Here is a 14,211-nt window from a genome sequence, read left to right on the forward strand (position 1 = left end):
ATGAAAGTATATCATGCTTCAAGTGTTATAGTAGAAAATCCGGACACGATACATTCAAGGGAGTATCTTGATTTCGGACAGGGATTTTACATTACAACAATACGTGAGCAGGCTGAAAAATACGCACAACGTTTCCTGCGTAGAGGTAAACCTGCTTGGCTCAATATTTATGAATTAAGTTATAATATTGATAAATGGAAATTACTTCGTTTTGATTCATATAACAGCGAATGGTTGGATTACGTTGCAAATTGTCGTATAGGAAAACCTGTAGAACTTTATGATATGATTATTGGAGGTATTGCCAACGATCGTGTTATTTTAACATTAGACAGATATTTCGCAGGTGAATTATCCAAAGAGCAAGCGTTAGGTTTATTGAAATACGAAAAGCCAAATATCCAATTATGTATTCGGTCACAACAAATGATAGATGAATGTTTAACTTATATTGAAAGTATTAAATTATGACAGGAGTTTCAAAACAGATATATAAAGGAGTAAAATGCTCAAACATAATATCAAGCTTGAGTGAGATGTATCATATAACAATTGAAGAAGCTACAGATATATATTATAGTTCTGAAATAGCAGACCTTATAGACGAGGGTATTGCTGACCTACATTGCAGAAGTGACAAATATCTTGCTACAGAAATCTGGAATGATTATATCGCTCAAAATCATAATTAAGAATATCTCATATTCTCCTTTGAAAACCCGAAAACTTTTAATATCTTGACAACATAAATCTTTAAAAAACACTTATTTTATGGAAATCTGGCAAATATGGCTTGCCATAGCACTGGCACTGGTAATAATAGAAATAATCACCGTAGGTTTTGCTGCATTATGTTTAGCTATTGGAGCCGTTGGCGCAGCGGTGGCATCTTGTTTCACCGATTCTTTGGTCTGGCAGATTACGGTATTCGCTGTTTTCACCTTAATATCATTTATCTATGTGCGCCCGTTCATGCTTAAATTTCTTTCAAGGAAGAAAGATTCGCCGAAAAGCGGAGTGGAAGCTCTTATCGGACGAACCGCCATTGTAGAGGAAGATATCGTACCGGAAACAAACAGCGGACGCATAGCCATTGACGGGGACAGATGGAAGGCCGTGTCGGAAGACGGAAACAATATAATGAAAGGTGAGAAAGTTGTCGTTCTTAAAGTGGACAGCATTATCCTCACTGTTAGAAAAGCATGATTAATATCCATATTATAAACATCTAAAACACACATTCATTATGGGAGCTTTGATTATTGTAGGGCTTGTGGCACTTGTTGTGATAGTTTTCGCAGTACAAGGGCTTAAAATCATACGCCAGGGGGAAACAAAGGTTATTGAAAGATTAGGAAGATACCACAGCACGTTGTCTTCCGGAATAAACATTATATGGCCTATTCTCGACAGACCGAGAAAGGTTTATACAAGGTATGTGGTAACCAGAATGAACGGAGCTACACAGACACTGATAAGGATGTCGGACGTGATAGACCTTCGTGAACAGGTTTACGATTTTCCGGAACAGAGCGTGATTACCAAAGATAATGTTACCACCAGCATCAACGCATTGCTGTATTTCCAGATTACAGACCCGTTCAAGTCTGTATATGAGATAGAAAACCTGCCTAACGCAATAGAGAAACTTACGCAGACAACTCTACGTAACATTATCGGTGAACTGGAGCTGGACGAAACCTTGACATCGCGTGATACAATCAACTCCCGTCTTCGTGAGGTTCTTGACGAGGCAACAAACAAATGGGGAGTTAAAGTAAACCGTGTGGAACTGCAGGACATTACTCCTCCCGAGAGTGTACGTCGTGCCATGGAACAGCAGATGCAGGCAGAGCGCGAACGCCGTGCAAAAATTCTGAAGGCTGAAGGAGACAAGACATCGAAGATTCTTTATTCCGAAGGTGAAAAAGAAGCACAGATAAACCAGGCAAAGGCTCAGAAAGAATCGCAAATCCTTATGGCACAGGGTGAAGCAGAAGCTAAAATCCTTCAGGCAAAAGCAGAGGCGGAAGCCATTGAGAAACTGGCTGAAGCAATTAAAGGTTCCAGTTCAGACCCGGCATCTTATCAGATTGCACTGAAATATATCGAAACGCTTAAAGAAATGACAAGCGGAAAGGATAACAAGACCGTTTATATCCCATACGAAGCGACCTCCCTATTAGGCTCTTTGGGAGGCATAAAAGAAATACTTAAAGGATAAACCCACGCTTAATTTAAACGTGCCCATGTTTGACTTTAAACGTGCCCGCATTTGATTTCGAATGCGGGCACGTTTTTTTTCAGTGGAAACAGAATAAAATTTCACCTCCACAAACAGCCGTTTCACCTCCGTTTTTATCAGCCTCATAAGATAGCGACACCGGAACATTGACATAATACATATTTTTGCGTTATTATCAGAAATAACATAATCACGCAAAAACTATGTTTAAGAAAATCGTTCATTTTTCAATCAAAAAAAACTGTTTGTGGCACTGGCTACAATAATGCTGTTGGCAGGGGGTATATACTCCATGTTTACACTGCCAATAGATGCCGTGCCGGACATAACTAACAATCAGGTGCAGATAGTAACTGTATCGCCTACCCTTGCGCCACAGGAAGTGGAACAGCTCATCACATTCCCGATAGAAATCGCCATGAGCAACATCATGAATGTAGAAGAAATCAGGTCTGTGTCAAGATTCGGACTGTCGCTTGTAACCGTAGTATTCAAGGAAGATGTACCTACCCTCGATGCCAGACAGTTGATTAACGAACAGATACAAACAGTGGCAGGTGAAATCCCGCCAGAATTGGGCACGCCGGAAATGATGCCTATCACTACCGGATTGGGAGAAATATACCAGTATGTACTTAAAGTAGCTCCCGGGTACGAGGACAAATATGATGCCATGGAGCTGCGGACCATCCAGGACTGGATAGTGAAAAGACAGCTCTCAGGAATACCCGGAATAGTGGAGATAAACAGTTTTGGCGGTTATCTGAAACAATACGAGGTGGCTGTTGACCCTGACGCTCTGTATTCACTGAATATCACTATAGGCGAAGTGTTCTCGGCACTCAGCAAGAACAACCAGAATACCGGAGGCAGCTATATAGAAAAGGTGAACCGTGCATACTATATCCGTTCGGAAGGTATGATTAAGGACGTGAAGGATATAGAACATATAGTTATAACGAACCGTGGCGGTATTCCTGTACACGTAGCAGATATAGGTAAAGTGAGATTTGGCGCTCCAAAACGTTTCGGAGCCATGACAAAGGATGGTGAGGGAGAATGTGTGGGCGGCATAGCGATGATGCTTAAAGGCGCAAACGCCAATGTCGTGACAGGGGAACTTGAGAAACGCATGGAGAAGGTCCAGAAGACGCTTCCCGAAGGTGTAAGCGTAGAGCCTTACCTGAACCGTTCTGAGCTTGTAAACAGAAATATATCCACAGTAATAAAGAATCTTATAGAAGGCGCCATAATAGTATTCCTTGTACTGATTATATTCCTCGGGAATGTCAGGGCTGGACTTATCGTGGCATCAGTCATACCGCTTGCCATGCTTTTCGGATTCATCATGATGAGGATATTCGGTGTGTCGGCCAATCTTATGAGTCTTGGGGCCATAGACTTCGGAATTGTGGTGGATGGTTCGATAGTGATACTTGAAGGAATCCTTGCACATATCTACAGCAAAGGAATGATGGGCAGGACATTCACCCGCGAAGAAATGGATGAAGAGGTCGAGAAAGGTGCGGGCAATATGGTGAGAAGTGCCACCTTTGCCGTACTTATCATCCTGATAGTGTTTTTCCCTATCCTCACTCTTACAGGAATAGAAGGAAAGTACTTCACCCCTATGGCAAAGACATTGGTGTTCTGTATCATAGGAGCATTACTATTGTCACTGACATACGTACCTATGATGGCATCGCTGTTCCTGAAAAGAACCGTTTCTGTGAAACCAACTCTTGCAGACAAGTTTTTCTCACGTCTCGCCTATTATTACAAAAAAGCATTGGACTTTTGTCTGAAACACATCTGGGGCACTATAGCTACATCGTTTGTGGCTCTTATAGCGTGGTATCAAAGATTCAGGAGTCACTGGACAAGAACATAAAGCTCAAACCGGGATATTACTTTGAATACGGAGGGCAGTTCGAAAATCTTCAGAATGCCATCAACACTCTTACTGTTGTGATACCTATAGCGTTGATGCTCATCCTGCTATTGCTGTTCTTCGCATTCAGAAGCGTAATTTATTCGCTCGTGGTATTCTCTACCGTACCATTGTCACTTATCGGTGGTATCGTAGCGTTATGGCTAAGAGGATTGCCGTTCAGTATATCAGCCGGAGTGGGGTTCATTGCCCTGTTCGGGGTGGCAGTATTAAACGGTATTCTCATGATTAACCATTTCAATGATTTAAGAAAGAAAAACGAATACACTATGTGTACGGGAAGTATAATCAGACACGGATGTCCGCATCTGCTAAGACCTGTATTCCTTATCGGACTTGTGGCTTCATTGTGATTTGTGCCTATGGCAATAGCTACGTCAGCCGGTGCGGAAGTACAAAGACCATTGGCTACAGTGGTTATAGGCGGACTGATTGTATCTACTGTTCTGACACTGATTATCATTCCTGTGTTCTATAAACTTGTAAATAATATTTCATACTCTTTTATGAGAAAAAACAGTTTAAAAAAGATAAAAGGTGCAGGAAAAGCCTTTGGAATGACAGCTATACTATTGTCGCTTGCCATAAGCGCAAACGCGCAAAGCACCGTACCAGCTAAGGTGAGCATGGAAGAAGCAATAGAAATCGCTCTCCAGAATCATCCACGGCTGAAAGTCGCGACTGTTGAAATTGAAAAAGCGAGAGCGTCAAAGGGAGAAATCTGGGACGGTGGAAGCACTTCATTCAGCTATGCATGGGGACAGTTGAACGGCGAATATAACAAAGACAATGAGATGAGCATAGAACAGTCGTTAGGCTCATTCATCACTCCGTTTTATAAGAATGCTCTTGTAAAATCGCAGGTAAGTACAGGTGAATACTACCGCAACATGGTAAAAAAAGAGATTATTGCCGAAGTGAAACGAGCATGGACATACTATCAATTCGCAAACAGTATCTATAACCTATACAAAGAGCAGGACCAGCTTGCAGGAAAACTTAAGCAAAGCGGCGAATTACGCTATTCGCAGGGCGACATAGACCTGACGGAGAAAAATATGATTTCTGCAATGGCTGCAAATATGCGTACTATGCTGCTTCACTGGCAGGAAGAACTTTCACTGGCAGGTAAAAGACTGACATGGGTATGTTATTCCGACAGACAGATATTACCATCGGACAATTCTCTTTCAGTATTTCCAAGCTTCAGTACAGACATATTGCCATCTTCAGACCATCTGAACTATTTCTTGGGAAAAGTGGATGAGCAAAAAAAACTGCTGCAGATAGAAAGAAGCAAGTTCTTTTCCTCATTCCTGAAAAGGGTGACAAGTTCATACCATTATCCACCGATTCGATACTATTTTTCTATATATCCGATGGACAGGTAAAAGCTGTAAATACGGATGGCAAGCAATATCCCTTTACACTATCTTTGGACGAACTTGCAGAGATGCTCAATCCCAAACTATTCTTCAGGGCAAACCGCCAGTTCCTTATTTCAAGAAAAGCCATAAAGGATATCAGTCTGTGGTTTAACGGACGACTGGTAATAAATCTGAACATTCCTATGGATTTGAAAGACAAAATAATCATAAGCAAAGCCAAGGCTTCCGAATTTAAAGAATGGTTCTAAACGTATTACAAGACCTGTATCGAAAACATTTCCATACAGAAAAAGGCTGTTGCCTGATATATCAGTTCCACAGACTCAGGATATCGGAATCTCCCCAATAGAGATGTGTAAAACCGGCAACAACATTCTTATACCTATACAGAGGTGTGCCTGTATCAACTCCTCTTGTATTTTCAATAATAATAGTGGAAATACCTGAATTATCTTTAACTCCATCATTATCGACAGACAAATATCGTGACTCATATCCTTTAAGTCTGGCGGATTTGTCCGACAGGAGTCTATAACCAGATACCACTCCCCCTTTATTCATAAAACAATGTATAGGCAAAATGCCGCTCATCTCGTATGGAGTACCGCCATCTCTCACTGTGATAGTCTGAGCCAACAAAGCTACAGCACCACCCTCAGCCAGAATCTTTCCGCCACTATTGGCAAACTCATTAAGATGATGAAGAAATTCCTTCCTACGATATAACTGACGTGCAAATAATTCCGGAAATCCTCCCGGGAAATATATCAAATCGGCTTCAGGCAATTCTTTAGCAAACAGAGGGCTGAAAAAAGCAATATTCCCAACAGACGATAATTTGTCCAGATTCTCCTTATACATAAAATTGAACGCACTATCCTTTGCTACAGCTATCTTAATCTTTTTGTCTGAATTAATAATGTTTGTATCTGTTTCCTCCACATCCGAAGTGTACGGAAGTGTATATTCGCATGGGAAAATACGCATACCCATTTTCATAATACGTTCAATATCTACATTCTGCTCTACATAAGCCGAGGCTTTTTCAGCAACCTCCTCTATTTCAGAACGGACTGATAGCGTTATGGCCGTATGGCGTTGCGGCAATTTCAGATTATCATCAAAAGGAATATAGCCAAGACAACTCAAACCGGCGTCGTTGCATGCATCTTTAAGATATGAGAAGTGTGTCGGCGAAGACACCTGTGTAAAGACCACTCCTATCACTTTTACCTTAGGACGGAAATGTCTGTAACCATAAAGCATCGGAGCCACAGAATAAGCGGCCGAACGTGCATTAACAACCAATATTACCGGCACAGAAACCAACTGTGACATCTCGGCGCTGCTGCCCTGCATTCTCCTGTAGCCATCGAATAAGGCAGAATTACCTTCTATCATACATACGTCCGCCTTCTCGCCATATTTATTGTAAACATACTGTAAGTGTGTACGTCCGGCAAACCATGAGTCCAAGTTTACGGAATCAGTACCGGAAGAAATAGTATGTAAGAGCGGGTCCATAAATCCCGGACCACACTTGAATGGTTGAACCTTAAATCCCCTATTTCTCAATGCGCGAAGAAGCCCTAAAGCGAAAATAGTCTTTCCGCTTCCCGATGTCGCACCTCCTATGAGAAATTGTGGTTTCATACTGATTTTGTTATCTTAAAAAATGCAGACACAAAAGTACAAAAAATATTTATTCTTAATATCATCATACAATGTGTATGCTTACAAAATGTGTTTCAGAGTAGATTTTTTGGTCATTTTTTAGTAAATTCGCACAACTTTTTTCGGTATGAAAAAGTTGAGAAACCCAAAATACGGAATAACAATATGAATATAAAGTTTTTAAGCCTTGCCAGCGGAAGCAGCGGAAACTGCTATTATCTGAGCAATGGCAACACTTCTATCTTGATTGACGGAGGCTTGGGAATACGTTCTGTAAAAAAGATTTTCAAAGACCACAGCTTAAGTCTGGATGATATTAAAGCTGTATTTGTTACCCACGACCATGCCGATCATATAAAGGCTGTCGGACATCTGGCAGGAAAGCATAACATTCCAGTCTATGCAACTGCCGAAGTTCACGAGGGTATGAAAAGAAGCTACTGCATGACAGAAAAACTGGCGGATAATATGAAAAGATTTATCAGCAAAGGAGAAACCGTCAAACTGGACGAACTGGAAATTACATGTTTTGAAGTTCCTCATGATGCAACAGACAATGTAGGTTACAGCATAAAAATCTGTGACAAAATCTTTACATTTATCACCGATATAGGTCGAATAACACCTATCGTTGCCGAGTATGTAAGTATTTCTGATTATCTCGTAATGGAAGCGAACTATGATAAAGGTATGCTTGACACAGGACCTTATCCTACACACCTGAAGGAAAGAATAGCAAGCGGAAACGGACATCTCTGCAACAAAGAACTTGCAGAATTCATATCCAACAACTTTCCACCAAAACTTAAATATTTATGGCTATGCCATTTAAGCAAGGATAACAATCATCCTGAACTTGCTTTAAAGACCGTCGAGACCTCTCTTAAGACACAGGATATTATCATTGGAAGAGATTTGGAAGTGGTTCCACTGAGAAGGACTTCTCCTACCGGAATATTTGAGCTATAAACATCAGGAACGGACTTTAGACAGAAAATCGGCTATCAGAGGTAACATCTCTGCCGGCTCTGAGAGTCCGTCGCATAACGTTTCCACAGGACAACGTCCTGTTCCCTGACGGTTTATAATATAACCTACCTCCTGATCGAAATCAGTAGCTACTCCGGCATCGCGCAATAAAGCCAATGCCGGAGTACTTATTATATGTGTATGAAGTCTTGATACTTTTCCTAAAATCATCAATGCGGCAGCACCCTTCCCAACGACCTTGTCTGCTATAAAGGAATGTTCAAGCAGCTCAGGTTCTGTAGTCAGAATATTATATAAGTCTGCCACTCCCCTACGGGTGAATGTTCTCATTTCTGAGCCATTTCCAACGACACATGACCATCTTCCACTCTGTAATTCATCAACAAGCGACTTCATATCGCCATTCCATGCAAACGTCATAACTTATTCTGTTTTAATGACTCTACAAAACGGTCGATACGGTGTAATTCATGAGGTATATTGATATTTTGCGGACAATGCTCGACACATTGTTTACATCCAATACAATGACTTGCCTGTCTCAATTTTGGCACACTCCTGTCATAACCTACAAGATATGCTCTACGCGCCTTATCGTAATTCTCGTCTTTACTTGATTTAGGAACATTTCCTTCGTTCACACACTTGTTATAGTGAACCAGAATGGCAGGTATATCTATACCGTAAGGACATGGCATACAATATTTACAGTCATTACAAGGCACTGTAGGATATTTTCTGATAAGCTGCGCTGTCTCTTCAAGGAATACTTTATCATCGTCTGTCAGCGGAACAAGAGGTGAATACGTACGTATATTGTCTTGCAAGTGTTCCATATAAGTCATGCCGCTAAGTACAGTAAGAACCTTATCCCATGTTCCCGCAAAACGGAATGCCCATGAAGCAACACTTTCCGACGGACGGTTCTGCTTGAATCTGTCAACGATATGCTGTGGGACGTTCGACAAACGACCACCAAGCAACGGTTCCATTATTATAGCCTGAATATTGCGCTTTTCAAGTTCTGAATAAAGATATTCGGCATTTACATTGTTTCCTGTAGCATGACGCCAATCGACATAATTCAACTGAATCTGCACAAAATCCCAATGAACTTTATCATGCATGGCAAGAACTTCATCGAAAACATCTTTTGTTCCATGAAATGAGAATCCAAGGTTACGAATCCTTCCGGCTTTCCTCTCTTCCATAAGATAATCAATCATACCATTATCAATGTATCTTGCCCTGAAAGTGTTTATTCCACCATTTCCTATAGAATGAAGGAGGTAATAGTCGATATAATCCACCTGCAATTCTTCAAAAGATCTTTTATACATCTTTATCGAGTTCTCTCGAGTGTAATTAGAGAAATTCGACAACTTGGTAGCTACATAGAATTTATCCCTTGGATGTCTTTTAAGAGCTATACCGGTTGATCTTTCCGACCATCCCTGGACATATACAGGTGATGTATCATAATAATTCACACCATGAGCCATAGCATAATCTATCAATTCGTTTACGGCATCCTGGTCTATCACATTTCCATCTCCCGCAGGCGAAGGCAATGTCGGCCAACGCATACATCCATATCCCAACAACGAAACTTTATCACCACGCTCTGATGTACGATATGTCATTTTATCTGTTGGTACAGGCGATGTAGGATCGGATGAAGACTCACTCTCCGACTTACCGCTTCCACATCCATAGAACAATCCACTGACGGCAGCAGTACTTATTCCTACTATTTTGATGAAATCCCTTCGATTTATATTCTTATTATCCTCCATAAGGCAATTTAATTCTAATATTATCAAATCATTCTATGACGTTCGTGACCCTCAACATAAATAGCACTGAACGGACGTGCAGGACAAAGATTTTCGCAGGCGCCACATCCAATACATCTTTCTACGTTTACTGAAGGTATCTGTGGAGATGATTTATCACCTTCACTCCTTCTTATCATCTTAATGGCACCGGCCGGACAATGACGCGCACAATTTCCGCATTCAACTCCATCCTTCACAGCCACACAGTTTTCAACAATAAATACAGCATGTCCTATCTGTGTAGAAGATTTTTCAGCCAAAGAGACCAAGTGAATAGCGTCCGTAGGACAAACTTCGGCACATTTACCACATTCCGGACGGCAATACCCTTTCTCGTACGACATTTCAGGCTGCATAAATCTCATCAAGTCAGTTGAAGGACGTAACACCTGATTTGGACATACAGATACACACAACTGACATCCCGTACATTTTTTTGCAAAACTGTTCTTACTCAAAGCCCCTGGAGGAAGTATAGGAGTATTTCTATGTGGAACTTTCTTGTCTATTATTTTTGCCAATCCTCCATCAACTTTCATTTCCTGGGCTTTCAAAGCGCTTCCCGCAGTAATTAAAGCGGCAGTAGTAAGGAAAGTTCTTCTTGAATTGTCTGTCTCGACAGACTTTGCCTCTTTCTGTTCATTATCTTTTTTCTTTTTACCAAAGTTTGGGACATAATGGATAGCATCATGCTTGCAAGAATCAAGACAATTCATACAAGAGACACAACGTGTGTAGTCTATGCTATGATTTTTAATATCTATACACGATGCCTTACACTGCATTGAACATAAACGACAGTTCTTACATTTTTCACTGTCAATTTCAACTTTAAATAATGAGAATTTCGAGATATATCCAAGAATCGTTCCAACCGGACAAATAGTATTACAATATGTACGTCCGTTACGCCATGCCAGAATGAAGATTACAACAAAAGTAACTAAAGCTATTATGAAAGTGGGTAAACTTTTTATCCATACCTCTGTAGAATAAAAAGCATAGCTGTCCGCACGCTCGGCAAAATAAGCCAAAATATTATTTCCAAACTGCCATACAGGCGCCAACAAATTGGATGCGATTCTTCCGTATGAGCTATATGGCGAGAGCAATGCCACAACAGAACCTATTCCAAGAAAAAATGCCGCAACAAATATCACAAGAACAATATTTCTCAGATAGAAATATGCAGTAGAATATGTAAATCTGTTTTTCTTCTTTTTACGCATTCCGCTTATTCGTGATATTACATCCTGCATAACTCCTAACGGACAAATAACAGAACAATATACACGTCCGAAAATAAATGTCAGCAGAAATAAAAATACCAAAACCGCTGTATTAACAGCAAACAATGCCGGCATAAACTGAATCTTTGCCATCCATCCTAACCAGGCATGTACCGTCCCGGTAAAGTCAAGAAACAATAGTGTAATACAAACAAAAAACACTAATGCCAAAATCTGTCTAATTCTCCTCAACATAATATCAAAAAATCATTTCAATTCAATACAAATCACTACAAAAATAGAAAAAATAGTAATTATCATAAAGATTTTTCCGCCTATATGTCTAACGCTTCCTTAATTAGACTGATTATAGATAACTCATAGTAAATGTGAACATTTTGAATAATACGTTTTTTTTGCCATATTTGCTATTGTCAAACATCTAAATACAATTTTATGAGAAAAAGAGATGTATTATTATATGCTTCATTATTAACACTTCTTGGATGCGGTTCTGTTCCATTGACCGGTAGAAAACAATTATTACTTGTTTCGGATACTGAAGTCCTTTCATCAAGCCTCACTCAATACAATGATTATATCAAAACTGCAAAAAAATCAACTTCCACCTCACAAACAGCAATGGTGAAACGTGTAGGTCAGAATATAGCTTCAGCTACAGAAGAATATTTGAGACAGGCAGGGATGAGTGATGAAATCAAAAATTTCGCGTGGGAATTCAATCTTATAAATGACAGTCAGGTTAATGCTTTCTGCATGCCTGGAGGAAAAATAGTGGTTTACGAGGGCCTAATGAATCTGGTAACTTCAGACGACGAACTGGCAGTAGTCATTGGACATGAAGTGGCTCATGCTGTGGCAAAACACAGCAACGAAAGAATGAGCCAACAAATTGCTGCGCAATATGGTTCGCAAATTCTGTCGGCGGCGCTATCAGAAAAAAATGCCATAGTAAAAAACGTAGCAGGTACTGTTTACGGATTAGGAGCACAATATGGTGTGATGCTTCCATTCTCAAGAACCCACGAACTTGAAGCAGATTATATGGGGCTGATTTTAATGACGATGGCAGGATACAACCCTGAAGTATCAGTAAATTTCTGGCAGAAGATGTCGGCACAGTCAGGTGGCGGTGTTCCCGAATTTATGAGTACTCACCCCAGCGATGAACATAGAATTAATGAAATTAAAAAAGTATTACCCGAGCTAAAGAAATATATTAAATAACAAATGAGAAGCCAATAACAGAAATAAAGCCCGACAATCATTCCGATTATCGGGCTTTATCATTCAAATATAATTCTTTACTTCTTATTCTTCTTCCAAAGGTTTGTCATATCTTCAAGTGTTTTACCCTTAGTTTCAGGAACCATTTTCCAAACAAACAGGGCTGCCAAAACACATATTACCGCATAAAGTCCATATACGAACATGTGACCAAACTTTTCGCCCATATCACCAGCACTCATGTTATACATAGGCAAGAATGTTGAAGAAACGATAAAGTTGAATATCCATTGGAAAGCTACAGCTATCGCTACAGCTCCACCACGAATGGTATTAGGGAAGATTTCAGCAATGAGTACCCAGCAAATAGGTCCCCAGCTGAACATAAATGAAGCACTATATATCATTATACTCACTACAGGAACGACGGCCGGCAATCCAGCAACCGCATTACTCAAAGCAACTCCCAATGCACCAATTGCCATACCGATAGATCCACAAATCAAAAGAGGCTTTCTTCCTACTCGTTCAACTGTAAATATAGCAAGCAAAGTAAACAGAATGTTTACTACTCCCATAAATACTGTCTGAACCATAGGATTACCCATACCCATGCTCTCGAATATACGAGGAGCAAAATACAACACAGCGTTAATACCAACAGCCTGCTGGAACACACTTAGCATTATACCTACAAAAATCACAGTCCAACCGTAAGTGAACAATTTCTCAGTCTTTTCTTCGGCTGTTGCCTTAATTTCATTAAGTATTATCTTAGCCTGGCTCATACCATTAATTCTGCTAAGCACAAACAATGCTTTTTCATCCTTACCTACCATGGCAAGATAACGTGGAGTCTCAGGAACCAAAAGAACCAATAACGTGAAAAGTCCTGCAGGAACAGCTTCGCTGACAAACATTAACCTCCATCCTGTTTCTATTGCCCAAGCAGCTTCTCCGGGATTAATAATCTGATTGACTCCTTCTACAGCCTTAATCACAGGATTTATATTGTCACCAAGTATCAGGAAATTAACAAAATATACTACCAACTGACCAAATATGATGGCAAACTGGTTCCATGAAACCAATGTTCCACGAATATTACTTGGTGCTATCTCTGCAATATACATAGGACAGATAGCAGATGCCAAACCGACACCAACACCTCCTAATACACGATAAAAATTGAAAGCAATTAATAATGAATATGAAGGTTTTCCGTAATCGAAAAAAAGGAACTCAGGCCAATATGAACCTAAAGCGGAAAGGAAGAACATAATACCTGCCATAAACAGCGATTTTTTACGTCCTAACCTTGACGCAAAGAAACCTGATATGGCACTACCAATTATACAACCAATAAGTGCGCTTGAAGAAGTAATGCCATGCCATGCATCTGTATAAACAAAATCACTTGCACCCATGAAGAATGCCTGAAGTCCTTTCTCGGCACCTGATATAACAGCTGTGTCATATCCAAACAACAAACCTCCAAGTACAGCAACTAAGACTATGGAAAAGAGATAGGCCTTACTACCTTTGTCTGTATCATTCATAATAACAAGATTTAAAATTTTGGGAAAACGAATAAGTCGGCACACTGCTGTCAGTGGTTTTATACCGCCGACAGCTGTACGCCGACTAT

The 14,211-nt window shown here is 40.2% G+C and carries 11 protein-coding genes and 2 pseudogenes; 8 read left to right on the forward strand and 5 right to left on the reverse strand.

Annotation, left to right across the window (positions count from 1 at the left end):
• From H6A27_RS01110 to H6A27_RS01135, 6 genes and pseudogenes are all read left to right on the forward strand, one after another.
• Positions 1-471 (forward strand): DUF3990 domain-containing protein, encoded by a 471-nt coding sequence (locus H6A27_RS01110; protein ID WP_204507382.1) that lies wholly within the window; start codon positions 1-3, stop codon positions 469-471.
• Complete coding sequence (locus H6A27_RS01115; protein ID WP_154042759.1) at positions 468-692, forward strand: DUF3791 domain-containing protein; 225 nt, start codon at positions 468-470, stop codon at positions 690-692. The genes H6A27_RS01110 and H6A27_RS01115 overlap by 4 nt, the downstream gene beginning before the upstream one ends.
• Positions 693-771: 79 nt before the next feature.
• On the forward strand, positions 772-1,206 hold the full coding sequence (locus H6A27_RS01120; RefSeq protein ID WP_204507383.1) for an NfeD family protein: 435 nt from the start codon (positions 772-774) through the stop codon (positions 1,204-1,206).
• 40 nt (positions 1,207-1,246) lie between these two features.
• On the forward strand, positions 1,247-2,224 hold the full coding sequence (locus H6A27_RS01125; RefSeq protein ID WP_204507384.1) for an SPFH domain-containing protein: 978 nt from the start codon (positions 1,247-1,249) through the stop codon (positions 2,222-2,224).
• Positions 2,225-2,448: 224 nt separating this feature from the next.
• Positions 2,449-5,503, forward strand: a pseudogene (locus H6A27_RS15805) (efflux RND transporter permease subunit); the annotation flags it as partial.
• A pseudogene (locus tag H6A27_RS01135) lies at positions 5,503-5,832 on the forward strand (LytTR family DNA-binding domain-containing protein); the annotation flags it as partial. The pseudogenes H6A27_RS15805 and H6A27_RS01135, both read left to right, overlap by 1 nt.
• A gap of 61 nt (positions 5,833-5,893) precedes the next feature.
• Here the strand turns inward: H6A27_RS01135 and H6A27_RS01140 are convergent.
• Positions 5,894-7,237: a cobyrinic acid a,c-diamide synthase CobB gene (locus H6A27_RS01140; RefSeq protein ID WP_204507385.1), complete on the reverse strand. Its 1,344-nt coding sequence runs from the start codon at positions 7,235-7,237 to the stop codon at positions 5,894-5,896.
• A 186-nt stretch (positions 7,238-7,423) separates the two neighbouring features.
• On the opposite strand from H6A27_RS01140, the gene H6A27_RS01145 reads away from it, so the two are divergent.
• A complete protein-coding gene (locus H6A27_RS01145) occupies positions 7,424-8,227 on the forward strand; it encodes an MBL fold metallo-hydrolase (protein ID WP_204403004.1) in 804 nt (267 codons plus the stop codon).
• A gap of 3 nt (positions 8,228-8,230) precedes the next feature.
• On the opposite strand, the gene H6A27_RS01150 is transcribed toward H6A27_RS01145, so the two are convergent.
• Genes H6A27_RS01150 through H6A27_RS01160 form a run of 3 tightly spaced genes read right to left on the reverse strand, consistent with a single transcriptional unit; the run spans position 8,231 to position 11,570 of the window.
• Positions 8,231-8,644 (reverse strand): DUF1893 domain-containing protein, encoded by a 414-nt coding sequence (locus tag H6A27_RS01150; protein ID WP_204403084.1) that lies wholly within the window; start codon positions 8,642-8,644, stop codon positions 8,231-8,233.
• A 20-nt stretch (positions 8,645-8,664) separates the two neighbouring features.
• Positions 8,665-10,044 (reverse strand): aldo/keto reductase, encoded by a 1,380-nt coding sequence (locus H6A27_RS01155; protein WP_204507386.1) that lies wholly within the window; start codon positions 10,042-10,044, stop codon positions 8,665-8,667.
• A gap of 23 nt (positions 10,045-10,067) precedes the next feature.
• Entirely contained in the window at positions 10,068-11,570 is a 1,503-nt protein-coding gene (locus tag H6A27_RS01160; protein WP_204507387.1) for a 4Fe-4S binding protein, read from the reverse strand.
• A gap of 201 nt (positions 11,571-11,771) precedes the next feature.
• On the opposite strand from H6A27_RS01160, the gene H6A27_RS01165 reads away from it, so the two are divergent.
• Positions 11,772-12,563, forward strand: a complete 792-nt coding sequence (locus H6A27_RS01165) for a M48 family metallopeptidase (RefSeq protein WP_204403010.1) — start codon at positions 11,772-11,774, stop codon at positions 12,561-12,563.
• Positions 12,564-12,640: 77 nt separating this feature from the next.
• Here the strand turns inward: H6A27_RS01165 and xylE are convergent, their stop codons facing one another.
• Entirely contained in the window at positions 12,641-14,122 is a 1,482-nt protein-coding gene (gene xylE / locus H6A27_RS01170) for a D-xylose transporter XylE (RefSeq protein WP_204507388.1), read from the reverse strand.
• Between the last annotated feature and the right edge of the window lie 89 nt (positions 14,123-14,211).

The sequence above is a fragment of the Bacteroides caecigallinarum genome, from assembly GCF_016902295.1.
In the GTDB taxonomy this organism is placed as follows: domain Bacteria; phylum Bacteroidota; class Bacteroidia; order Bacteroidales; family Bacteroidaceae; genus Phocaeicola; species Phocaeicola caecigallinarum_A.